Annotated in this window: 25 protein-coding genes and 1 pseudogene; 18 read left to right on the top strand and 8 right to left on the bottom strand. The window is 46.6% G+C overall.

Annotation, left to right across the window (positions count from 1 at the left end):
- Positions 1-10 precede the first annotated feature (10 nt).
- Positions 11-481, top strand: coding sequence for a DinB family protein (locus ACZ43I_RS09475; protein WP_344703979.1), 471 nt, complete (start codon positions 11-13; stop codon positions 479-481).
- A gap of 118 nt (positions 482-599) precedes the next feature.
- Here the strand turns inward: ACZ43I_RS09475 and ACZ43I_RS09470 are convergent, their stop codons facing one another.
- Complete coding sequence (locus ACZ43I_RS09470; protein ID WP_344703976.1) at positions 600-1,268, bottom strand: type 1 glutamine amidotransferase domain-containing protein; 669 nt, start codon at positions 1,266-1,268, stop codon at positions 600-602.
- A 119-nt stretch (positions 1,269-1,387) separates the two neighbouring features.
- Between ACZ43I_RS09470 and ACZ43I_RS09465 the strand changes: the two genes are divergently transcribed.
- Both ACZ43I_RS09465 and ACZ43I_RS09460 read left to right on the top strand, forming a co-directional pair.
- Positions 1,388-2,191 carry a class I SAM-dependent methyltransferase gene (locus tag ACZ43I_RS09465; RefSeq protein ID WP_344703974.1) on the top strand — a complete coding sequence of 268 codons (804 nt, stop codon included), beginning with the start codon at positions 1,388-1,390 and terminating at the stop codon, positions 2,189-2,191.
- A 44-nt stretch (positions 2,192-2,235) separates the two neighbouring features.
- Positions 2,236-2,667 carry a GNAT family N-acetyltransferase gene (locus ACZ43I_RS09460; protein ID WP_344703972.1) on the top strand — a complete coding sequence of 144 codons (432 nt, stop codon included), beginning with the start codon at positions 2,236-2,238 and terminating at the stop codon, positions 2,665-2,667.
- A 56-nt stretch (positions 2,668-2,723) separates the two neighbouring features.
- On the opposite strand, the gene ACZ43I_RS09455 is transcribed toward ACZ43I_RS09460, so the two are convergent.
- Positions 2,724-2,867, bottom strand: a complete 144-nt coding sequence (locus ACZ43I_RS09455; protein WP_344703970.1) for a hypothetical protein — start codon at positions 2,865-2,867, stop codon at positions 2,724-2,726.
- Between the two features lie 318 nt (positions 2,868-3,185).
- On the opposite strand from ACZ43I_RS09455, the gene ACZ43I_RS09450 reads away from it, so the two are divergent.
- Positions 3,186-3,341, top strand: coding sequence for a hypothetical protein (locus ACZ43I_RS09450; RefSeq protein WP_344703968.1), 156 nt, complete (start codon positions 3,186-3,188; stop codon positions 3,339-3,341).
- Between the two features lie 106 nt (positions 3,342-3,447).
- Here ACZ43I_RS09450 and ACZ43I_RS09445 read toward each other — a convergent pair whose 3' ends face one another.
- From ACZ43I_RS09445 to ACZ43I_RS09435, 3 genes are all read right to left on the bottom strand, one after another.
- The gene (locus ACZ43I_RS09445) at positions 3,448-4,302 is read right to left on the bottom strand and encodes an IS3 family transposase (RefSeq protein ID WP_464761752.1); all 855 of its coding nucleotides are present in this window, start codon (positions 4,300-4,302) and stop codon (positions 3,448-3,450) included.
- A 38-nt stretch (positions 4,303-4,340) separates the two neighbouring features.
- Entirely contained in the window at positions 4,341-5,009 is a 669-nt protein-coding gene (locus tag ACZ43I_RS09440; protein WP_344703107.1) for a transposase, read from the bottom strand.
- A 94-nt stretch (positions 5,010-5,103) separates the two neighbouring features.
- Positions 5,104-5,496 (bottom strand): VOC family protein, encoded by a 393-nt coding sequence (locus ACZ43I_RS09435; protein WP_344701837.1) that lies wholly within the window; start codon positions 5,494-5,496, stop codon positions 5,104-5,106.
- 259 nt (positions 5,497-5,755) lie between these two features.
- On the opposite strand from ACZ43I_RS09435, the gene ACZ43I_RS09430 reads away from it, so the two are divergent.
- Complete coding sequence (locus tag ACZ43I_RS09430) at positions 5,756-6,778, top strand: M42 family metallopeptidase (RefSeq protein WP_344701845.1); 1,023 nt, start codon at positions 5,756-5,758, stop codon at positions 6,776-6,778.
- A gap of 143 nt (positions 6,779-6,921) precedes the next feature.
- Here ACZ43I_RS09430 and ACZ43I_RS09425 read toward each other — a convergent pair whose 3' ends face one another.
- Both ACZ43I_RS09425 and ACZ43I_RS09420 read right to left on the bottom strand, forming a co-directional pair.
- Positions 6,922-8,313, bottom strand: a complete 1,392-nt coding sequence (locus ACZ43I_RS09425) for an L-cystine transporter (protein ID WP_344701835.1) — start codon at positions 8,311-8,313, stop codon at positions 6,922-6,924.
- A gap of 87 nt (positions 8,314-8,400) precedes the next feature.
- Complete coding sequence (locus tag ACZ43I_RS09420) at positions 8,401-10,470, bottom strand: HelD family protein (protein WP_344701833.1); 2,070 nt, start codon at positions 10,468-10,470, stop codon at positions 8,401-8,403.
- 133 nt (positions 10,471-10,603) lie between these two features.
- Here ACZ43I_RS09420 and ACZ43I_RS09415 point away from each other — a divergent pair, with 133 nt between their 5' ends.
- The 7 genes and pseudogenes from ACZ43I_RS09415 (at position 10,604) to ACZ43I_RS09385 (ending at position 18,020) form a co-directional block, all read left to right on the top strand.
- Complete coding sequence (locus tag ACZ43I_RS09415) at positions 10,604-11,014, top strand: hypothetical protein (RefSeq protein ID WP_344701831.1); 411 nt, start codon at positions 10,604-10,606, stop codon at positions 11,012-11,014.
- Between the two features lie 90 nt (positions 11,015-11,104).
- Complete coding sequence (locus ACZ43I_RS09410) at positions 11,105-12,598, top strand: pyruvate kinase (protein WP_344701829.1); 1,494 nt, start codon at positions 11,105-11,107, stop codon at positions 12,596-12,598.
- A gap of 144 nt (positions 12,599-12,742) precedes the next feature.
- On the top strand, positions 12,743-13,894 hold the full coding sequence (locus ACZ43I_RS09405; protein WP_344701827.1) for a hypothetical protein: 1,152 nt from the start codon (positions 12,743-12,745) through the stop codon (positions 13,892-13,894).
- Between the two features lie 24 nt (positions 13,895-13,918).
- The gene (locus ACZ43I_RS09400; protein ID WP_344701825.1) at positions 13,919-15,148 is read left to right on the top strand and encodes a metal-dependent hydrolase family protein; all 1,230 of its coding nucleotides are present in this window, start codon (positions 13,919-13,921) and stop codon (positions 15,146-15,148) included.
- A 101-nt stretch (positions 15,149-15,249) separates the two neighbouring features.
- A pseudogene (locus ACZ43I_RS09395) lies at positions 15,250-15,860 on the top strand (CadD family cadmium resistance transporter).
- Positions 15,861-16,154: 294 nt separating this feature from the next.
- Positions 16,155-17,045: a diacylglycerol/lipid kinase family protein gene (locus ACZ43I_RS09390; RefSeq protein WP_344701823.1), complete on the top strand. Its 891-nt coding sequence runs from the start codon at positions 16,155-16,157 to the stop codon at positions 17,043-17,045.
- Between the two features lie 81 nt (positions 17,046-17,126).
- Positions 17,127-18,020, top strand: a complete 894-nt coding sequence (locus tag ACZ43I_RS09385) for a YitT family protein (RefSeq protein ID WP_344701821.1) — start codon at positions 17,127-17,129, stop codon at positions 18,018-18,020.
- Positions 18,021-18,053: 33 nt separating this feature from the next.
- Here ACZ43I_RS09385 and ACZ43I_RS09380 read toward each other — a convergent pair whose 3' ends face one another.
- On the bottom strand, positions 18,054-18,476 hold the full coding sequence (locus ACZ43I_RS09380; RefSeq protein WP_344701819.1) for a GNAT family N-acetyltransferase: 423 nt from the start codon (positions 18,474-18,476) through the stop codon (positions 18,054-18,056).
- Positions 18,477-18,648: 172 nt separating this feature from the next.
- On the opposite strand from ACZ43I_RS09380, the gene ACZ43I_RS09375 reads away from it, so the two are divergent.
- From ACZ43I_RS09375 to ACZ43I_RS09350, 6 genes are all read left to right on the top strand, one after another.
- Entirely contained in the window at positions 18,649-19,455 is an 807-nt protein-coding gene (locus tag ACZ43I_RS09375; protein WP_344701817.1) for a carbon-nitrogen family hydrolase, read from the top strand.
- A gap of 26 nt (positions 19,456-19,481) precedes the next feature.
- Positions 19,482-19,961: a nucleoside deaminase gene (locus tag ACZ43I_RS09370; protein WP_344701815.1), complete on the top strand. Its 480-nt coding sequence runs from the start codon at positions 19,482-19,484 to the stop codon at positions 19,959-19,961.
- A gap of 212 nt (positions 19,962-20,173) precedes the next feature.
- Positions 20,174-20,653, top strand: a complete 480-nt coding sequence (locus ACZ43I_RS09365) for a PH domain-containing protein (RefSeq protein WP_344701813.1) — start codon at positions 20,174-20,176, stop codon at positions 20,651-20,653.
- A gap of 81 nt (positions 20,654-20,734) precedes the next feature.
- Positions 20,735-21,472 carry a tryptophan-rich sensory protein gene (locus ACZ43I_RS09360; RefSeq protein ID WP_344701811.1) on the top strand — a complete coding sequence of 246 codons (738 nt, stop codon included), beginning with the start codon at positions 20,735-20,737 and terminating at the stop codon, positions 21,470-21,472.
- Between the two features lie 81 nt (positions 21,473-21,553).
- Positions 21,554-22,048: a dihydrofolate reductase gene (locus tag ACZ43I_RS09355; RefSeq protein WP_344701809.1), complete on the top strand. Its 495-nt coding sequence runs from the start codon at positions 21,554-21,556 to the stop codon at positions 22,046-22,048.
- 309 nt (positions 22,049-22,357) lie between these two features.
- Entirely contained in the window at positions 22,358-23,575 is a 1,218-nt protein-coding gene (locus tag ACZ43I_RS09350) for a dicarboxylate/amino acid:cation symporter (RefSeq protein ID WP_344701807.1), read from the top strand.
- The last annotated feature ends 320 nt before the right edge of the window (positions 23,576-23,895 follow it).

Genomic DNA, 23,895 nt, shown 5'->3' with positions numbered 1-23,895 from the left:
TACAACATCAATGGCTAAAGAATTATTGCTTTTTGAATTGAACACTGTACGCAATTGGACGACCGGACTCTTTGATGAAGTAAATGAAGAAGATATGCATCACATACCTGAAGGTTTCAACAACAGCCTGCATTGGCAATTCGGGCATGTCGCTGCAATGATGGAAATGGTGACGGCCGCTGTGACGGACAAAAATACAGACGCCTATAAAAGGTATGCGAAGTATTTCGGTACAGGCACAAGCCCAGATGACTTCGATGATGACACACCAGACACTAAAGAAATCGAAGCATTACTGCGCGGTCACATGGCTCGCCTTGAGGATATGGAAGAAGAAGTACTTCAGGAAGATCTCCCACGTGAATTCATGGGCATGACCAAACGCTTTGAACAGGTTGGATTCATTGCACTCCATGAAGCGATGCATGTAGGCAAAATGCAGGAAATGAAGCGTGTATTGGATAATAGGGGAGTCTCCTAAGATAGACCGATAAAATGTTGAAGGACCGGCATCCATTTGGATGCCGATCCTTTTTTTCTGATGCCATCAGGATTCCAGAGGATAAAAATAGCCGGCCCGAAAGGCCGGCGTATAAATGTTATTTTCCAAGTTTATCTATGACTGCTTGGGCAGCGGCTTCAGCTGAAGCAGGGTTTTGTCCCGTGATGAAGTTGCCGTCTTTTACGACATGTTCCTCCATCGCTTCTCCAACTACGAATCCTGCACCGTTTTCTTCCAGCTTGGATTGGAGTGCAAAGGGCATATCGTCGTAGAGTTTCATGGCTTTCTCTTCTTCATTTGTAAACCCTGTCAGCTTGACGCCATCGACCACATATTTGCCGTCTTTCGTCTTGGCATCTGCAAATGCTGCCGGGCCGTGGCAGACTGCTGCGATCGTGCGGCCGTCATCTTTGAAGAACGCAAGGATATTTTGAATATCTGCCTGGCCAGGGAAGTCATACATTGTGCCATGCCCTCCGGCGAAGAAGATTGCATCGTAGCCTTCATAGACCATGTCTTTGACACGTTTAGTGTCTTGAAGCAGCTTGATGATATCTTTCTCATTCTCGTTCTGTTCACCTTCTAGGGAATTTGGATCGAGCGGTACTGACCCGCCTTTCGGTGATGCGAAGTCCACTCTATAACCCGCTCCCTGGAAAACATGATACGGCTCCGCCGCTTCACTCAGCCATAATCCTGTTGGCCTACTGTCATCATTGTTTATCGTTCCATGGTTGGTTACGATGATCAATACTGATTTACTCATAGTGATATCCTCTCCTTTCTATTTGATTTACCCTTATCATGTTATACTTAATCTTAAATGGAAACTAGAGTTTTAAATGGATCCATTTATCAATCATATCTTCATATGGGGGTAGGAAAATGCAAGTGGATTTTGGCAATGTGGCGGACAATTACCTTAAGTATAGAAATGATATTCCAAAACGTCTGGTTACGGAATTGGAGATGCGTGAAGTCGTCATTTCAGGCAGTAAAGTAGCAGAACTTGGCGCAGGACCTGGCCTGCTCAGTAAAATGCTCAGCGCACGAGGTGCTGTCATAGATGCTGTGGAGCCCTCTACTGAATTGATTGAAGCTGGACGAAGACATATTGGAGATGAGCTGGAAGTCGTCTTCAGAGAAGGATATGCTGAAGACACGGGATTGATCGATAAAAATTATGATATCGTCACGGTCATGCGCGCCTGGCATTGGTTCGATCGGGAAGCGACTATTAAAGAAGTTCAGCGGATCCTAAAGCCTGGTGGGCATCTGATCATCATGGATTCAGGGTTTACCTCCGCATCCAAAATCGTCAAAGAATCGATGAAGACGATACAGAACTATTCACCAGACAGACAGATCCGGCCAGCAGGCACAAAAGATAATGCGACTCAGATGATCAACAGTTTTCCGGTTGAGTGGTTTGAGGAATGGAAATCTGCACGTTTTGATCTAATGGAACTGTTCAAGATCGATTATGATGTAAAGTTCACCAATGAAGAGTGGATCGGCAGACTGTCCTCTGTGTCTTGGGTGGCAGGAATGAAGGAGAAGCAGCGGAAGAACACATTGGCGCGTGTAGCCTCATATCTGGAAGAACACTTCCCCGATACGGTACACACGATCCCCCATATACTCAGTGTCGCTATACTGAAGAATAAAAATATAAAAAATGACACATGAGCATTTTGATTTTGCATCATGGATGATAGTAGGGAGGAAATGGCATGTGGCACGTTAGATCGTTTGAGGAACTGGATGTTGCTACACTGGAGGAGATATACCGGTTGAGGACTTCAGTGTTCGTAGTCGAACAGGAATGCCCTTATCAGGAAGTGGACGGCAGAGATCCGGAATGCACCCATATCTATAAGAAAGATGACTCAGTCATCGCAGCCTATTTGAGGATTGTGCCGGGAAAGCCGATTGCGATCGGTCGGGTCATCGTCAGGAAGGACCACAGGAAAAAAGGCCTTGGCAAGGCACTGATGGAGCAGGCGATGCAGTATGTAGGAAAAGTCCATCCAGGTGAGAAGGTCTATCTACATGGCCAGGCTCACTTGGAGAGGTTCTATCAGCAGTTCGGTTTCCGGAAGACTTCAGAAGTGCACTTGGAAGACGGTATCCCCCATATCGATATGACATACGAGACGGACTAGGCATGAAGCCTGGTCCGTCTTATTTTGTATTGAGCCAACTGTCTGGGAATAGGGCGTCAGTCATCCGCACCATCATCCAAGTCATCAGCTTCCTCCTGACTTTCTTCTGGGTCATCCATACTGTCATCTTGTGAATCCCCGCCACATGCACCGAGTGCAAGAAGGAACGACATGGCAAGAAGAAGCATCCATTTTTTCATATTGATTTCTCCTCCCTAAGATAATGTATATTCAGAAAATACCCCTTTAATGCATTAGAGAAACAGGAAACCGGTTGCATATGTATAACAATTCAAATAAAAGCATAAATTATTGATAGTCTTTTTCAGTATGAAATTATATTACATTATATTTTTACGTTATTAGAATTGTTTAAAAATTATCAATATATTTACTTTGGTAAAAACATCACAATATACTTGATAAAGTACTGGTATAATGGTATATTATATACATAACAAAAGATAATTAAATATTTATATATAAATTATATTACAAATTTACAGGAGGAATTATTAATGTTTTCAACTGACCGTATTACTGCCGAACTTCGCCTTGAAGAGTACAAGAAAATAGCTGAAAGTTATTCTCACCTTGCCGAAAAGGAAGAAGAGAAGGAACCACGCACTAAGAGATCAATCTTCACAAGATTTCTAACTAGAAGAACTGCATAATAATACAAGAAGGCCGTCCCTGATAAGTGATCTGAACCCTACCAAGTTGACAGATGAAATAATATAAATGTTTCCCGCCTGAGAATGGAGATTCTCAGGCGTTTTTCTATGCCGCCAATGCCCTGAATTCCAGCGGACTCAATCCCTTGAATTTGTGTTGCGGTCTGTGGTGGTTGTAAAACTCAATATAGCGTGTAATGTCTTCTATAATTGTTTGATAATCCGCATAGTACTTCTGCTTGCGTCTGATGTGGAACCGTTCCGATTTGATTTTTCCCCAGAATGCTTCAATCGGGCCATTATCGATGCATCTTCCGACGCGGGACATGCTTTGTTGAATCTGCTGGGCATCCAGAATCTTTTTAAAGCCGTAGGAGGTGTACTGGAAGCCACGGTCACTGTGCACAAGCGGCGTTGCCTGCGGGTGCTTTTGAATCGCAGAAGTGAATGTATCAAAAACAAGCTGATTATTGTTTGAACGGCCGAATTTGTAGGCCACAATACTGTTGTCGTACAGATCGATGATCGCGCTCAAGTAGGCTTTCTCTCCGTTCAGCGCTTTGAATTCAGTCACATCGGTGAGCCATTTCTCATTCACATGGGCTGCGTGGAAATCTCTGTTCAATACGTTCTCAGCGACCTGTTGCGGTGTGTGGGGGACGTATTGTTTCTTTTTGATCCGGGTCACCGATTTCAAGCCCATCCGTGTCATCAGCCGATAGATGCGTTTCCTGTTATACCCCGTCCTCAAGGCTTTGTTGACCGCATGGCACATCTGACGATAGCCATAGATGCCGTCCGTTTCAACATAGATTTCGGCAATCGCACTGGCCACTGTGTCATTCTCTGCTTCAGCGTGTGGCACGGGGCGTTTCTGATATTGATAATACGCTTGTCTTGAGATGCCTGCCGTATGGCATAATTCAGAGATGGCATAGCCTTCATTATGCAACGTAGTGATGGCAGTGTGGAGCGTGTGACTGGGAACCCGGCTGTATTTTAATCCCTCTCGAGTTCCTCCAACTTTTTTAGCAGGGCGTTCTCCACCTCAAGCTTTCGTTTATCTGCTTTGAGCATGGAAATTTCTCTGTTCAAGCGGTCCGTCTCAGTGAGCTGGTCTTCTGATTTTCCTTTTCCGCGTCTGTCCTCAAGGCCGATTTCACCATATTCCTTGTATTTCACAATGATATTCCGGGCCTGCTGGTAACTCACCTCAAATCTTTCGGCAAGTTCACGATAACTGATATCCCCCTGTGCATGATACTGCGCAATCTCAACCCGTTCTGCGTACGTTGTTTTCCGTCCCTTGGTCAATGGTGAAGCTCCCTCCCGCGTCGTTCTTATTTCTTCACCATTATTGTAACGTATAATCCAATTCCGAACAGTTGTTTTCGACGGTATGTCATATTTGTGTGCGAGTTCGTGAGTGGAGATCATTCCATTCATATATTCTTTTGCGACCATTTTTTTAAAGCCGCGGGTATATGTTCTATGCCTGTCCCGTTTCTTTAATCCCTCAGCACCATGCTTCTCATACTTTATCCGCCACTTTCTAAGTGTCTCAACAGACACCTGATGCTTTGTGGATATATGGCTTGGACTGATGCCTACCCTCAATTCCTGAATCATTTTCAGCTTTTCTTCAAATGAATAATATTTGTCAGTCATAAAAGAACCCCCTCCAGGTTTACAGATGTTTTATTTCATCTGTAAACCTGGAGGGGGTCAAATCAAAGAAGAGGGACGGCCTTTTTTGTGTTCACTATGATAAATTGAGCTGCCATGTGACGCCAAACTGATCCTGTATCCAGGCGAATTGTCTGGAAAATCCGTATTCATCCAAAGGCATGTGTATGGCGCCTTTCTTTTTAAGCTTTCTGTAATAGAGATTGATTTCATCAGGAGACATGCATTCGATAAAAAATGACATGCTTGGGGTGAAGGTGAATTCTGCAGGTGTTTGGCTATCCATCACCATGATCAGTTGGCCTTGTATCTGGATGGCACCCTGCATCACTTTATCAGCCATTTCAGGTGCATCCTCCCCGTAGTGGGTCAGCATGCGTATCTGTGCATCCTTGAAGGTCTCCTCGTAGTAGCGCATAGCCGCTTCGGCACTGCCTTGGAACATGAGGAATGGAGCGATTGATTTCATGGAAAATCTCCTTTAGTTTACTTCATTATATCAGAGGACTTGATGGTGTACATGGAACGCCTTCTATAAAGTGGCTGAAGATTACATCAGCAGATGTGGATGGCCGCATTAGATGAAGGGGACTACAATAGACCGATGATCCATGTTTTGTAATCACCCGACTCAGAGGTTCAGAGTATGGTAAAATTCTAATTGTCGAAGTTTATACAATATAGAGGGGAGGATATGAACAAAGTGAACTTTGTTCATACATAATCATATGTTTAAAAAAGAAGAGACAATTTCCTTTCTGACAGAACTGCTGTCGATCAATAGCCCGTCAGGGTATACCAGTCATGCGGTGGATTACGTGCGTGAGACACTTGAAGCAGTCGGCTATGATACGGAAACGACGCCTAAGGGCAACCTGATTGTCAGCGTTGCAGGTCAGGATACTAAACGCACTCGTGGGCTCAGTGCCCATATCGATACCCTCGGACTGATGGTACGTTCCATCAATGATGACGGTACACTGTCCCTGACTAAGATCGGCGGACCGCTTACACCAACGCTTGATGGTGAATACTGCGACATCATTACACGTGATGACAAAGTATTCACAGGTACAATCCTATCCAAATCGCCATCGATCCACGTCTATAAAGATGCAGCGACTAAAGAGCGTGATATCGATAGTCTCATTGTAAAGCTGGATGAGCGCGTTAGCAGTAAAGAAGATGTAAAAGAGTTGGGTATCCAGAATGGGGATATCATTGCCTATGACCCGAAAGTCGTCGTTACCGATTCAGGATTTGTAAAATCCAGGTTCCTCGATGATAAAGCATCCGTCGCTATCCTGGTCAGTGTGCTGAAGGCTCTCAAGACAGAAGATATTGTACCTGCCACGAACTTGAAATTCATATTCTCCACCTATGAGGAAGTCGGTCATGGGGCAGCATGGATACCAGAAGACATCACAGAACTTCTCGCAGTCGATATGGGATGTATTGGACTGGATCTTGAATGCACAGAGTTCGATGTCTCCATCTGCGCCAAAGACTCCTCTGGACCTTACGATTACGGGATGACTACAGACTTGATTAATCATGCGAAAAATAAGAAGCTCAATTATGCTGTCGATATTTATCCGATGTACGGCAGTGATGCTTCTGCAGCCCTACGCGCTGGCGCAAACATCAAAGGTGCACTGATCGGGCCGGGTGTTGCAAGCAGTCATGGCATGGAACGCACACATACGGATGCCATAAGGAATACATTTGAACTGATTATGGCGTATATATAAGATCAGATCCCGAAACTGATCGGGCTTGGAAAAAAGCCTTAAGCAGCATAAATCCCCCCGACCAGTCTGGTCGGGGGGATTTATTTGAAGTTGCAGATTCATTTTAAATACTGATGGAATTTCGGCGGAACATCCATCGGTCCTTAAGTTTCTGCAGTCAATTCATCAAGGTGCGGATCATCGAAGACATCTTTGTCCAATGAGCCGTTTGTCTGCGCGGTGATGGTGCCGGCCGTCATGGAGCCGCTGACGTTGAGTGCTGTCCTACCCATGTCGATAAGTGGCTCGACGGAAATCAGGACGGCGGCAAGGGCAATCGGCAGGTTCATTGTAGATAATACGATGATGGCAGCAAATGTCGCACCACCGCCAACACCAGCAATGCCTAGCGAAGCGATCACTGTAACAGCAATCAGTGTTACGATGAACTGCGCGTTGATCTCAACCCCTGCTGCTGGTGCGATCATGATGCCGAGCATCGCTGGATATACCCCGGCACAGCCATTCTGGCCGATGGATAGGCCGAAGCTGCCAGAGAAGTTCGCAATACTTGCCGGGACGCCAAGACGTGTCCGTTGTGTTTGTATGTTAAGCGGCAATGTACCAGCGCTTGAACGTGAAGTGAAGGCAAAGATCAGCGTCTCGAGCGTCTTCTTCAAATATTGTACAGGGTTGAGTCCCGTCAAGGCAATCAGGCCAAGATGGACAAGGTACATTATTATAAGTGCCGCATAGGAAGCGACGACGAACAGACCCAGATCGTATATGGCGGCGAAGTCTGAAGTGGCAACGGTGGATGTCATCAATGCCAATACGCCATAAGGCGTCAGTGCGATGATGATTTTTACGAGCTGCATGACCCATCCATTGACGGCGATGATGCCGCTGCGTATCTTCTCTCCATTTTCCTGATCCCGATCCATGAGGCGGATGAGGCTGACGCCCATGAATACGGCGAAAAATACGACTGCAATAGTGGAAGTCGCCCGTTCCCCTGTGAAGTCAAGGAAAGGATTGGCAGGCAGCAAGGACAGCAGTTGATCTGGCAGTGTCTGCCCTTCAATTTCAGACGCAGTCGACTCGAGTGCGATGGAGCGGTTGTTCTCCTCTTCGCCTAGGTTGAAGTTGGATGCGTCCAAATCGAAGATGAGCGCAGAAGAGACGCCGATGGTGGCGGCTATTGCTGTCGTTCCGAGCAATAGGGCAATGATTTTGATGCCTGATTTAAGGAATTTCTCCTTCATGTCCATTTTGGCGAACGCACCAAGTATGGAGATGAATACAAGCGGCATGACGATCATTTGGAGCAGTCTGACGAAGCCGCTACCGACAATTGCTACCCAGTCCATCGTGTGGGTGATGATGATATTATCAGTACCGTAGATGAGCTGCAGCGCAGCACCGAATACGAGTCCGACCAACAGGCCGAGCATCACGCGATAGGAAAACTTTATTTTCTTTTGCTTCATTATGACTAAAGCACCGATCAATGATAGGAATACAACTAGATTTATGATGACCAATAACAGATTCAATTGAGGAATCTCCTTTCGATATGAGTATTGTCATCATAAACAATTAATCCCTACTTGTAAAGTAGGAATTACTCAATTCTTATTATTTCAGTCGGAATTCATCAAATATAAATGGCGCGTCGCCCGTGACGCCAGAACGTAGAGGATATGCACAGAGTCCTTATAGCTTGAAGCATCCGTCAGAATCACCGTATTATACTCGAATCCCTTTGATAGATAGTAGGGTAGGATGATGAACGACTGGTTATAGAGGGTATCCGTCTCCCCGAGGTTTTTAAGGTCCGGGAAATCATCCTTCAACTGTTCGAACCATGCATCCGCCGATTCCCTGGAAGGGGTGATGATAGCCACTTGAGGATGTGAATCGGACTGTAGGATGCTGCGGACACTCGCAAGTTCATCCGTCGTCTCAACATGATGGACGGGCGCACCGTCAATTGAGGCCGACTGTATGGAATCTGGTATTAGAGTGTTCAAGAAAGCATTAATCTGATTGGTCGAACGATATGACCGTTCAAGAGCCTTTTTAGCGTGATTCTTGGCGACGAGTGCATCTTTTCGTCCCGGGTGGATTTGCTGGTTCGGGTCGCCGAGGCTCGTGAATGTAGCATTCCTATAGAAATGACGTAGGACATAGTACTGAATGTTGGAATAGTCCTGTACTTCGTCTACAAGAACATGCTGGATCTTTTTATCAGCGCGGCCGAGCAGTCGGATGAACATGTAGAGCAGCGGTGCAATATCTTCATATTTAAAATGGTTTTCCTTGATCGATCGGATCGTCGGATTGCGGAATGCCTTTTCTTCGATGGAGTTGACGTACAGCTTTTCGAAGTGGACGAAGCGGTAGAGCGAAATTTGACGGTGTACGATTTTAAGCTGGGCTTTGGCGTATTGATGCGCCTCGTTTTTAAGCTCGTGGCGCTCCCCGATATACTGGTTGTCTGACAGCAATGCTTCAAAGCGCTCGTTCGTCAGGCTTGCCACCCTTTCAGTGTAGAGGTTCAAAAGCCGCTCGCGGATCAGGGACAGGCGGCGGCTGATCGGATGGTGGCCCAAGTCGTTATAGAAGAGATGATGCAGCTGTTCTTTTGTGAAGAATATGCCATCTTCCCCCTTCAGCTCCCGAAATTCCATACCGGTCTCATGAAGTCGGTTCATGAAGCGGTGCAGTGATTCAAAGTAGCGCAGGGAATTTTTATAGGCATAGATGTCATGGCCTTCATCAGTCTCCCGCAACCGCCTGATATTTTCATAGACTGTTTCGAACTGCCGGCCGCCGAAATAGGGGAAACGGCTGATGAGGCGATAGAATGTCATGTTCTTCACATGGTTCTCACCCAGTTCAGGCAGCACATCAGAGAGGTAATCATTGAATACTTCATTAGGTGATACCAACAGAATATTTTCAGGATCAAGTTTGTTTTTATGCTGGTAGAGCAAAAAGGCGATCCGCTGCATCGCAAGAGAAGTTTTGCCGCTGCCTGGGGGTCCATAGACGAGGGTATCCTGCGATAGCGGCAGGCGGATGACATCATTTTGCTCCTGTTGGATGGTGGAGACGATATTTTTCAGTTTGGATTGCGAGGAATCGGTAATCATCTGCTGCAGTATTTCATCTCCGATATACATGTCGCTGTCGAACATGTTGATTAGCGTGCCATCTTCTATGATGAACTGGCGACGCTCGGTGACGGTGGCGTCGATCCGGCTGCCATCCGGGATGATGTAGTCGAGGTCCCCGGTCGTATTTTCATAGAACAGGCCCGCAACAGGCGTGCGCCAGTCGTATATCAGTATGTCGTCATCGCGGTCCTTGATGGTTCCGGTACCGATGTAGAGCGGTTCTCCATCAACGACGATTTTTCCGAAGTAAGGTTTCGGCAGCATTCGTTTAGTCCGTTCAAGCATTGTATGGATATAGTTGAAATTCATTTCAGTCCTTCTGATTTCAGGCAGCATCTGGACGAATTCCATGACGTTGCCGTCTGCGAAGTCAACGACGTTGGATATATTCTCGTTGATGTCTTGACGTGTGTCGAGTATGCCTTGTGACACCGCATCCTGTCTCCTTTTTAAGTCGGCATGAAATACCTTCAGGAAGCTGGTGATGAAGGTAAGGTGGTGCGCTTCTTCTTCAAATGATAGATTTTTCAAGAAAACCCTCCTTTATCTCGACATTCATCATATATCGGTTTGGCTTCAATTGCCAGTCTTAAAATCACAGTTACGCTATGCTACAATAGAGATGTCGAATTGAATTAATTTTATAAATCAGAGGACATTGACCATGAAGAAAATTATTGTTTCAGGTTTGGTTGCAGGCATCGCGTCTGGCGTTCTGCTTTTTCTTGCATGCGCCTATGTCGAGTTCAGCACGGAGATAGAATTAATGACGTTGTTGTTGAACATTGATTTCTTGTATGGTGGTGAATTGCATCTGTTAGTGGAGGTCGCAATTCATCTCGTTGTCTCCATCGTTCTCGCGACCGTTCTGAAAGGATTCCATATATACCGTCCATCCCTCTACATGCCGGCCATGGTGATAGCCTGGGCGTCTACAGTACTGCTCTACTTCATATTGCCGCAAGCGGCAGTCCAGTACATTAACCTGGAGGGGCACATCGGATTTCTGCTATGGGTCATTTTTCATATCGGCTTCTTTGAACTTCTGTACCTATTTTTTAAACGTGGCATTTAAAGCTCCTTCCAGAATCTACTGGGGGAGCATTTTTATATCCATTGAAGGGTATACAGATAAAAACGAATTAATAATCGAGAGGTGATGAGTATGGATAGGAACAAGGCAAAATCCTTATTGGAAGAAGTGATGGTGATCCGCACACAAGTCAAAGAAGAAGGGGAGATCCTTTTTGATAGATGGCATACAGCAACGATGCGGCCGGAATATGAGATGAGTGCCCGCAACCTTGCATATTATATGGCATTCAGGAAATATGATCGGCGTGCGCTGCAGCAATCGCTCATACCATGGGGCGTCTCTTCCCTGGGCAGATTGGAGGCGGATGTGATGGGCACGCTGAATGCGGTCGTGCGGACACTCGGATTCATTGCCGATCAAGATGTCGGTGATATCGACTACCGGACGTCTTCCTCATTTTTGGAGCGCAATCAGGCTCTGAAGGAGAATACAGTGCAATTGTTCGGAGGAGAAGAAGGACGGGACACCCGTATTCTTGTAACCATGCCGTCTGAGGCCGGAGCTGATTACAGCCTTGTACTGAGTCTGGTCGAAGCTGGCATGGATATGGCACGGATCAACTGTGCACACGACACAGAAGATGTATGGCTCGGCATGATTGAGAATATCCGGCGTGCTGAGAAGAAGACTGGCAGGCAGTGCCGCATCTTGATGGATATCAGCGGACCGAAAATACGCACCAAGCATCTGTTGACTTCAAAACGGAATCCAAAACTAAAGGAAAGGGAGCGCTTCCTGTTATCCCACAAGATTGCGATGACTCTGCCTAAAGGCATAGAGATTGCGCTCAACACTTCAGTTCCAGAAGTCATCGATAAAATAGAGCAGGGCCAGAAGATAAAGATTGATGATGGACATATTGAGGCTGTGGCAACCGATATTTCGGACGATGGGGTCATCTGTGAAGTGGAGCGTACGGTCAAAGAGGGCGGTGTCAAAGTCAAGACCGAGAAAGGCATCAATCTGCCGGACCTTAAGTTCAAACTCCCGGTCCTGACGAAGAAGGATGAGACAGACCTTGATTTCGCTGCACACCACGCAGATGCCATCGCCTTTTCATTCATCAAGGATGCCGGAGATATCGAGGTGATAGAAGAAGCCTTGGCTTCAAGACTCGAAGGTGACCGCCGTAAACTGCCGTCGGTCGCAAAGATTGAAACCACTGAAGGTATACGCAATCTGCCTGAAATCATCCAGAAGGCAGCGGGGGCCAGGCGTTTCGGAGTCATGCTCGCACGGGGAGATCTTGCGGTTGAAATCGGCTATGAGCGACTGAGTGAAGTGCAGGAGGAACTTCTATGGATCTGCGAAGCAGCCCACGTACCTGTCATATGGGCGACTCAAGTAGTGGAATCCTTGGTCAAGACCGGCATTCCGACCCGCTCCGAAATGTCGGATGTGGTGGCTGGCTCCAGGGCGGAGTGCATCATGCTGAATAAGGGAGATTATATCGTCGAAGGGGTCGAAGTCGTCTCTGATATTTTGGAGAAATTCGAGGACCATCATTATAAAAAGACTGCTATGCTCCGGTCACTCGGCATCGCCCGTGAAGCATTCGAATGACTTTATTGAGGAGGGGGATCCCCTCTCTTCCATCTATGAAAACGTATTCATTGTCAGAATTGCTCCTTTTTTCTGAAAACGGGGTTTAATTTATCGAAGATACCCCGTATACTACTGTCAAAGAGGAGTAAGGGGTGAGAGGTCATGATGGAAGAACCGATAGTTGCGACTGTCATGTTGTTTGCTTTGATTGCTTTAGGAGAAGTGGTATCCGTCTTGACGCGGGCACGTATACCGATGTTGATGACGGCGATGCTGGGATTTTTGATTTTGACTTGGATCGGTGTATTTCCAGAAAATATCCTGGAATTGTCGACCTTGCCGGCTTTAGGCGCGATACTCATCGGACCATTAATTGTACATATGGGTACGTTGATGCGCTTTTCGGTCCTGAAGAAGCAGTGGCGGGCTGTAGTGATCGCCCTTTCCGGGCTGGTCGGAGCCTTGGTGCTTATATTGGGCCTTGTTACGTTGGTGTTTGACTTTGAAACCGCAGCAAGTGGCGTCGGGCCGGTATCCGGCGGCGTCGTGGCGCTGCTTATCACGAATGAGACATTGACGAACCTTGGATTATCAAGCCTTATCGTCGTCCCTGTGCTCGTCCAGTCTTTCCAGGGCGTCATCGGAATGCCACTTGCCACTGCCTTCATGAAACGGTATGGCCGTACATACATGGCCGGGGAGCGGACAGCCCAGGACAAGAATGTCGGCTTCGAAGAGGCTCGTGGCGTATCGCGCTTCAGTCTGATGAAGAACAATACAATCAAGCTGTTCGTAATTTTCCTGCTGGGCATGCTCGGTGTCATCATCGGCGATCTGACGGGCATCCATTATACGCTGTTCTGTCTACTGTTCGGCATTCTGGCATTGAATTTCAATCTGCTGCCGAAAAGTGCGCTTGAGTCTGCGAACTCGTTCAGCTTCATGATGGTGGCATTGATATTCGTCATCATCGGGACGATGGGAGGAATAACCCCGCAGGATGTCGTTGCGAACATCCCGGCGGTCGCCATGATTTTGGGACTTGGCATCGTCGGCATCATCGGTGGCGGCTTCCTCGCTTCGAAGCTCGTCGGGTGGCACCCATATAAGGGTGTGCCTGTCGCGCTGACGGCGCTGATCGGCTTTCCGGGCGATTATCTGATCTGCGAGGAAGTCGCCCGCAGTGAAACGGACAATATAGAAGATCAGAATACGCTGTTCCAGGAACTGGTCACCCCGATGCTGATCGGTGGATTCATCACCGTCACGACAGCGTCCATATTCGTTGCCACATTCGTCATGAGCCTAATCTAAAAAAATGAAATAGGAGTGTAACTGATGAGCAAACTGCTTATAAAAAATGTCAATCTGATCGATGGTACAGGTTCTGAAGTAATCGAAAACGTAAATGTTCTGGTGGAAGACGGACGGTTCAGGGCAATCAACGCAGAAGGTGGTGGAAAAGATGTGGAAGTCATAGAAGGGGGCGGGCGTTACATGCTCCCCGGAATGATTGATACACATGTCCATATGATGACCGAGTTCAAACCGATGGAAGAGCGGCTGGTCACGCCATTCTCCTATAATTTCTACCAGGCGATGGGATACTTGAAACGCACGCTGGATGCCGGCGTCACCACAGTGCGAGATGCACTCGGCAGTGATCTGGGCTTAAAGCGTGCCATAGAAGATGGGCTGGTGGCCGGCCCGCGCATGCAGATCAGTGTCAATGCGCTGACCATCACAGGGGGCCATGGGGATGGCTACAACTACTCAGGCATCAATACGGAACTGTTCCAACCGCATCCCGGCATGCCGGCAGGTATTTGTGACGGGGTGGAGGAAGTCAGGAAGAAGACGCGTGAAATGTTGAGGGCCGGGGCGGATATCATTAAAGTCCACGCCACGGGCGGCGTATCGAGCCCGACGGATCATCCGAAATTCACCCAGTTCTCACTTGAGGAGTTGAAGGTCATCGTCGAAGAGGCCAAGTTCAGGAATGGCGTGAAGGTCATGGCCCACGCCCAGGGCCTGGCAGGTGTCAGGCAATGTGTGGAAGCGGGCATCCACTCCATTGAGCACGGCATCTTCCTGGATGACGAGGTGTGCGGATTGATGAAGGATCAGGGCACCTATCTTGTGCCGACACTGTTGGCGCCGGTGTCCGTCCTCGAATTCGCCGAAGAGCTAGGGATGCCGAAGACAGCCATCGAAAAGTCGGAGGAAGTCATCGAATACCATAAGGAAAGCTTTACACGCGCCTATAAGGCAGGCGTCAAGATCGCAATGGGTACTGACGCAGGAGTGTTCAAGCACGGCACCAACCTAAGGGAGCTGGAACTGATGGTCGAGTGCGGCATGACGCCGATGGATGCGATCGTCGCTTCGACGAAGACGGCGGCAGAATGCATGGGGTATGCGGACATCGGCCTGATCAAGGAAGATTTTGTGGCCGACTTCATCCTGGTGGAAGACAATCCGTTGGAAGATATCGGGTCGCTGAAGGATAACAGCAAGGTGACGGTCGTAGCCAAAGAGGGCGTCGTCCATAAGAATATATTAAATTAGACGTAAGCCCCGGGCAATGCCCGGGGTTTCTTTCATGCCAGGAACAGGGTGGATGTTTCAACGGTCAACTGGGTATATGGGATTAAGGAAGGAGTGCTTCCATGTTGCAGACAATATTGACGGCCGCGGTTTTATACATGGCTACCGCCATCGACCTGATCGCAATACTGCTGATCTTTTTGCCAGGGCAGAGACGGACAGGCAGATCAGACAAATCTATATCGGCCAGTATGTGGGTTCGTTGATATTGATCATAGTCAGTCTCATCTTGGCCTATGTGCTCGGTTTCATACCTGAAAAATGGATTTTGGGATTGCTTGGACTCATACCGATATACTTCGGGGTAAAGGTCTTGCTGGTGGGTGATTCCGATGAGGCGGAGGCAACAGCACAGTTGGATAAGAAGGGGTTGGACGGATTAGCGGGAAAAGTAGTGATGATCATAATCGGAAGTTGTGGCGCTGATAATATTGGTTTGTTCGTTCCATATTTTGTGACGATCGATGCAGGCGGCCTGGCTGTCTCTTTAATAGTACTTCTCATCCTCATCTTTCTGCTGGCCTTTACAGCGCATAGGATAGCACGTACTGCGCTGATCGGGGAAACAATCGAAAAGTACGGCACATGGATTATGGCGATCATATATATTGGCCTTGGCGTATACATCCTCTATGGAAATGAAACGGTGCAGACGATCTTTTCCTTTCTCTGATGAGGAACGTTCTCTAGCTGCATATCAATTTTGAGCAAATAAAAATTGGGTCGTTGGACATGTGTCTAAAGGAAGCATCCAAAAAGATTCAAAGGATATAAGGCAAAAGGGACGGTTTGGAGCCGTCCCTTTTTAAGATATTCTGCTATGCCCCTGCGATGGAGCAGTGTGCCAGTCACTACATAAAAAATAATGCGAGCATTGATCATTGCGCCGCGTATCTTTTTACCCTATCATATATATTGATTACCATAGGCAATCAAATGGGCTGTAATGGCCGGATTGGAGTAATATATGAAAAAAGCCGCAGTCATCATCAACAGAAACTCGGGTAAAAAAAAGAAACCGCCCATCGAATACCGAGTGCTCGATGCACTGAATAGTCAGGGCTATAAAGTCGACATCCACTACACGGATGGATCGGACGCAAAGGAAATCGCGATGGCTGCATCAGATGTCGATCTGATTGTGTCAGCAGGCGGCGATGGTACGATTGGCGAAATCATCGATGGGATGGTGGAGAGTGGGTCAGATGCACCGCTTTCCATCCTGCCGGCAGGGACCGTCAACGATTACACCCGCGCACTGGGTCTGCCGCTTGACATGGATACGGCCATAAATAACCTGAAATCGCCCCAGAAGACTATAGAAGCGGATGTCATGAAAGGCAATGACCGCCATATCGCCTATTTGATCGCGCTCGGTGATTTTATGGAATCTTTCACCCGCGTGGGCTCGACCGCTAAGAATCGCTTCGGCATCTTCGCCTATCTCTACGCCGGATTACGTGCGCTCGTCACAATGAAGACATATCGTGTGAAAATCGAAACGGAATCGGAAAAAGTGATGAGTGATTCCATATTGACGATTGTAGCGAATACTTCATCCGTCGGCAGCTTTGAAAAATTACTGCCGCATGCAAGCATCGACGACCGCCATCTGCATATCCTCAACATCACGCCATCGAATCCGAAGGCAATCATTGAAATCATCATTGCGGCCTTCAGGGGGACGATTGCTGAGCACGAAAATGTGCATTACATGAAGGCTGAAACACTCCATCTGGATACAGACCGTCTTGAAACGATGGATATTGACGGGGACCCACATGAATTTGAAGCGATGGATATCAGATTGCTCCAAGGATGCCTCAGAGTCAACGTGCCAGAGGCCTATGCAGAGTAGAGGCCATATACGACAGTTTGAATAAATACTTTCTAAAGTGCAATGCACCCAAGAGAAATATGGACCAGGAGGAGGATTATTGTGAAAATCAGAGAGAAACTTAAGAACATGAATTTTGAAAAACGTAAATTACCGATCAGTTCAAGGATCACCCAACAGACATTGATCAATATCGTGACCATCATCGTCGGGTCATTCCTTTTCGCCATCGGCGTCAACACCTTCATGATCGCCGGGAATCTCGGCGAAGGGGGCGTCACTGGGCTTGCAGTCATCCTGTATTATGCATTTGATATTTCACCGGCAATCTCGAACTTCCTTATGAATGCAGTCTTACTTGTAGTGGGGTTCAAATTCTTAAGTAGACGCTCCATGTACTATACAATCGTCGTAGTCATATTGACATCCTTGTTTCTATGGCTGACTGAAGACTGGCAGATCCAGACTGATCAGATATTGATCAACACCGTTTTTGGTGGGCTGTTCGTCGGTCTTGGCATCGGTCTGGTCATCCGCATCGGTGCGACCACTGCCGGTACGACGATATTGGCACGTCTCGTCAATAAATACATGGATATCAACGTTTCCTATGCCCTGCTGTTCTTTGACCTGGTCGTCATTACAATCGGTCTGACCGTCATGACGCTCGAGCAGGTCCTCTTGACTGTCATTGCACTCTACATCGGTATGAAGGTGATGGACTTCATCATCGAAGGTATGAACCCCAAAAAAGCGATCACCATCATTTCCGACCATCCGGATCGCCTCGGCAAGATGATCAACAGTGAAATCAGGCGGGGTGTGACCATCATGGAGGGGCGCGGCTTCTATACCCAGGCCGATAAGGATATATTGTATGTCATCATCAACAAGAACCAGCTGCCCCGCGTCAAGCGGCTCATCAAGCATTATGATGAGAATGCATTTGTGGTGGTGCACGACGTCAACAGCGTCCTCGGCAACTATTTTATATAAAACCAAAATCCCGCTTATCTTTAAGCGGGATTTTTATGCTTTCTTGCGAAGGTATATGAAGGGGACGGATCCCCCTTTTATTTCGGAAAACCCCCTGTAGGCAAGCCACGTTCCAGTGAAGGTGTTGGGTCCGCTATTTTGAAAGAAAAGATAGATTTCATCAACATGTGCGACAGCTTCAAGGTAAGTATCCATTAGGGATGAAGCGATGCCCTGTGAACGGAAATCGGGGTGGACGATGAAGTCGGATATGTATTGCGTAAAAGCCCCATCACCAGAAGAACGCAGAATACCAGTCAGCTGTTCATCCGACCATGCGGTGATGAGATAATCAGATGCAATGACTGCTTTATGGAGTTCACCGAATCGCGATTCATATCTGGATTGCCCCTTCGCCATATAGAGCTGCTCAAGGTCGTGTTGCCGTAAATCTTTATCCTGCCTTACCTCAATCATGTGGCCACCTCTTTTTAATTATAAGGATAACGTGAAAGCGCTGGACTTGCCATCGTTAATTGCAAGTATTCGGCATGTCCCATATACTTTAAGTAGATATTGAATGATTCTGACACGTTCATTTTGACGGTGAGCGATATTTCATCGACATTAAATCATATGAAGTAGAGGAGTGGGGGATATCAACGTAAAAGTCCTACAGTACCAGGTGGAATTTGGAGATTTCGAAGGTAATCTCAATAAGGTGCGTGCACAATTCGAACAGGAGACGCTTGAAGAGACGGATATCGTTGTGCTGCCTGAAATGTGGACATCAGGGTATGACCTTGAACATATAGCGGCGCATGCCTGTCATGACCTTGAGCCGGCCCTGTCGTTCATATCGGAATTGGCGCAGCAATATAATGTCAATATCGTCGCCGGCTCCGTCGCCAACATAAAGGATGACCCGGATAAGGTCTACAACACTGCGTTCGTCGTCGACCGTGAGGGGACGCTTGTATATGAGTACTCCAAGATGCATCTTGTGCCGATGCTCGATGAACCGAAACATCTTGCGGCAGGGGACAATAAAGTGGAGACATTTATGATTGATGGCAGCAAGTGCGGCATGGTGATCTGCTATGACCTAAGATTTCCGGAGCTGTTCAGGGACCTGACATTAAAAGGTGCTTCCATCATCTTTGTGCCAGCCCAATGGCCGGATGCACGGAAGAAGCACTGGGAAACGCTCCTTTCAGCACGGGCGATCGAAAACCAGTGCTACATCATCGGAGCGAACACGTATGGTGAGATGGGTGGGCAGACTTTCGCAGGACGCTCGATGATTACAGATCCTTGGGGTGAAGTCATCAGCGAAGCAAAAGGGCAGTCTGAAGCGGTAGTCAGTGGACAAATCGATTCGCAGGAAGTGGCGCGCATCAGACAGGAAGTGCCTATTTTTGAAAGCAGGCGGCGGGATATGTATCATTGCCTGTAGAATACGTTCTGGGAAAGGATGATCATGTGATTACTGAAACAGATAGGAAATATTTGACGAGATGCGTAGAACTCGCCCGGACTGCGCTCGATAAAGGAGACGCACCATTTGGTTCACTCCTCGTCTCAAAAGATGGGGAAGTACTCTTTGAAGATCACAACAGAATCGCCAGCGGCGATGCCACGCGCCATCCCGAGTTTGAAATCGCAAGATGGGCGGCTTCACATCTGAATGAGGAAGACCGTCGCAGCGCGACCGTCTATACTTCAGGTGAACACTGCTCCATGTGCGCCTCGGCGCACGGTCTTGTCGGCCTCGGCCGCATCGTATATGCCAGTTCCACCAAGCAGCTGAAGGCATGGCAGCAGGAAATGGGCCTGGAATCAGGCCCACTGAAAGGATTATCCATCACCGAAGTGCTGACGGATGCTGAAGTGGATGGCCCCGATGACACGTTGGCCGAAGAAGTGCGACAACTCCAGTTCACGTACCATCAAAAAGCATAATTTACGAAATAACCGCCCTGTTAAGTATTTACAGGGGGGGTATTTTTAAATGAATCGTTACTGGAAGCTGCAGCTTGATGAAATGGAAACGTTGAAATTCATTTCGAGACTTGCCGACAGACAGCTAAAAACAGTATGATGGGGCAGCAGGAAGACTACATCCAAAACTTGATGAGTGTCTTCTATAAGTAAAAAAAGTGGGGCGCATCTGTATGAGCATCTGGTTCCTATTGAATTTCATATTAGTGATCTGGGCTGTGTGGAATGTTGCATCCGGGTTCTCGGCCAACACGCCATATCTACATATATTGCTTGGTTTTACGGGTTTTTTACTGTTCATATTCAACTGGACACGCAATGCTGTTTTCTCGACCATACGCAATATCGGGGACAGGCGGAAGAAAATCCGTCTGGCCCAATTTTCGAAACGCATCAGGCCCTATCACCGCTATGTCGGGACAGGAGCGCTGATCATCATCCTGCTGCATGGTTTCCTGGTCATCGACCTCTATACATTCGACCCATCCAATATGAAGATATTGACAGGGACCATCGCAGCGTTCAATCTGCTTTGCCTGGTTCTCTCAGGATGGTACCGGCTGCTGGTCGATCCGAGGCTTAAAATCAGGAAACTTCATATCGGCCTCGGCATCTCCATGTTTGTTCTCGTCATCATCCACTTCATATATTAAAAAAAACGTATCCCCCTCTAGGGAGTGGCTAAATAGTATTTGGGGTATAGGTAAAATATTATGGAGGAGAGAGTCGATAAAATGTCTGAACATAGGAAATGGACCATAGGATATATCGCAGCATTTGCCGTCATGCTGTATTTCAATTACTTAAGTGCGGCTAACGTAAGCTCTGTCGCAAATGACAATCAGACGATCATCCAGCCGGCAGGATACGCCTTTTCGATATGGGGCATCATCTACATTTTGCTGCTGATATGGCTCATCCGCCTGTTTTTCGAGAAAACATGGGAAGATTCAGTCGTCCAAAAACTTAGGTTCTGGCCCATTGCCAACTTTTTGCTGAATGGCCTGTGGATTGTCGTATTCACCCAACAATTGCTGATTGCTTCAGTACTTGTCATTGGCGCAGTGCTGTTTACATTGGCGAGGATGCATGTGCTGCTGACTGAAAAAGGATACCGCTGGTTTGATCGCCTGCCGATTTCAGTCTATTACAGCTGGGTTACGATTGCGACGGTGGTCAACGTCTTCACACTTATCGTCAGCAGCGGTATTGGAACGCTGTTCGGCATGGGTGAACTGCCATGGACGATCATCATCCTTATGGCAGCCACATTGATCATTGCAGCCATCGGACTCCGCTTCAAAGATTGGCTGTACCCGCTTATAGCGCTCTGGCCATTCTTTGCCATATACACTAAAAATGAAGGGGCGTATGCGAGCCTCGATATCACCCTGGTCGTTACGTCCCTGTTGCTGATTGCAATAGCTGTATTTGTGGCGGTATCGAAGCTGCGTGGACAGCGGACTGGGTAATGGGGGTGGCTCTATGAGGCATCACAATCTTGCTGAGGTGGATGTCCTGACGAACGTAAGTGACAGAAAGGAGGGGACGAGATGATTGCGTATGTGTGGGCCGAGGATGAAGATAAAGTCATCGGCAAAGACGGTGAACTGCCGTGGCACCTGCCGGCTGATATGGCTTTTTTCAAGAAGGTGACGCTGCAAGGTGATATCGTAATGGGACGCAGGACTTATGAGACCATCCCAAAAAGACCGCTTCTAGGACGTCGTAATATTGTATTGACTACCAACCAAGATTACGAGGCCCCCGGAGCGATGGTGGTCCATTCCAAGGAAGAAGCGCTAGCCCTTGGGAAAGAGTATGGGGAGGATCTGTACATCATCGGTGGTGCCACGCTGTTTAAGATGTTTGAAGACGATGTGGAGATCCTTTATCGCACCCTTATCAATGAACATTTCAAAGGGGATACGTATTTCCCGCGAGACTTCGATTACGACAAGTTCGAGCGCATTCAATCTGAAGTGGGGCCTGTAGATGATAAAAATAAGTACGCCCACACTTATGAAGTGTGGCAGCGGAAGGAATAACCCAAATCAAAAAACTGGTGCATAGAATTGAATTGACGCCCTCCAGGTTTACGGATGCAACGAAACATTTGTAAATCAGGAGGGGATTTTTGTGACCTTGAATGCCTGTTCAAAAGATTATTTTTTAACCTTTAAACCATTTTTTATGAATATTTACTTGAACATCTATATAATTGTTTATAACAAATTCATCAACTGTACTACATAAATTACATCGAACTCAAATAGCACTCGTATTATATTTAAGGTTGCTGTCGGGTCCAGAAGAACGAAGCAACACTTGGTCATTGAAAAGAGAGGATCAAATATATGTGGAGAAAGTATAAAGACAGCTCAATTGTTTTAAAAATGACGATTGCTTTTATAGCAGGCATAATTGTTGCTTTAATATTAGGTGAAAACGCTAAATTTCTGGAACCATTAGGCCAGATACTCATTAGATTATTAAAATTGATCGCTATACCCATCATCTTTTTGACTATAGTATTATCCTTAAGTCGAATTAATTTAGCGAGTCTAGGAAGGATGGGCGGGAAATTATTTTTATATTACAGTGTCACAACAGGTTTATCTGTATTGATTGGTGTAATAGTTGCCCTGATTATAAATCCTGGTGAAAATTTGACCTTACCAAAAACATCAATTGATCAACCCGATATCCCCGATTTTTCAGACATACTGTATAAAATAATACCTGATAATTTAATTGGAACATTTTCTTCCGGTGAGTTATTGTCAATATTATTCATAGCTATAATTTTAGGCATTTCGATGTCGATTCTGTTATCTTCATCTGATGACGATACACAACAAAAAACACAGTCCCTCTATTCACTCTTTGAAACTTTGAACAAAGTTTTTAATGTTATATTAAATGGTATATTGCTCTATGCACCAATTGGTGTATTTGGTATCAGCGCCTCGACATTCGGTTCTCAAGGATTGAACTCCTTTAAGTCTTTATTGTTATTTACACTCACTTTCTATATAGGGATTTTTATTTTATGGTTCCTCGTCTATTTCAGCTTTTTAAAATTAGCGGATAAATCTGTTTTGAGATTTTTAAAAGATACTAAAGAAGCCTATTTAACTGCTTTTTTCACCTCAAGCAGCATCGCTTCTTTGCCTATTGCAATCAAGTCTGCCAAAAGAGCTGATATTTCACATGAGGTTGTGAATTTTTCAATTCCTCTGGGTACCATATTTAATTCTGATGGCGGTGCCCTCAGAATGGGAGTGTCCATTGTATTTGCAACCAACGTAATCGGAATGGATCTATCTTTAGAAAATCTATTTATAATTGTAGCCATAGGAACAATCTTGTCCATCGGTACTGCTGGCATCCCTGCTGGCGGTCTCATAACTCTTTCAGCTGTTCTTAGTCTATTCGGTTTACCGTTAGAAATTGTGGCCTTAATAGCTGGTGTGGATGCAATAATAGGAATGGGAGGGACTGCCTCCAATGTATTGGGTGACATAATTGGAGCTGCCGTTGTAGATAAAAGAAAAGTAAGACCTAATGAGTAGCTGGGAAACCTTCACGGTAGTATGTTGACCCTACGCAAAATCCGGATAACGAGTGGAGTTCTGCTCTTTTTGAAGGTCAAATGAGTAAAGTGTTTGAAGCGGCCAGTGGATGGCAAGAACAGATATGCCCGCACTTATGAAGTGTGGCGACAGAAAAACAGATAGATCAAGTTCTTTAAAAAAGGAAGAATCTTATCATGAAAAGCTAAAAAACACCATCAAATCCCAGTATGCGCAAATTTCGAACATATCAATTGTCTTTTAGATTTTGAGTGACAGTAAACACTTCGTCGGTTGTAAAGTTAAGCTAGACAGATAGA

It is taken from the genome of Salinicoccus jeotgali, assembly GCF_055379195.1.
The sequence above is the reverse complement of the archived record's forward strand: the minus strand, read 5'-3'. Positions and strand labels throughout refer to the sequence as shown.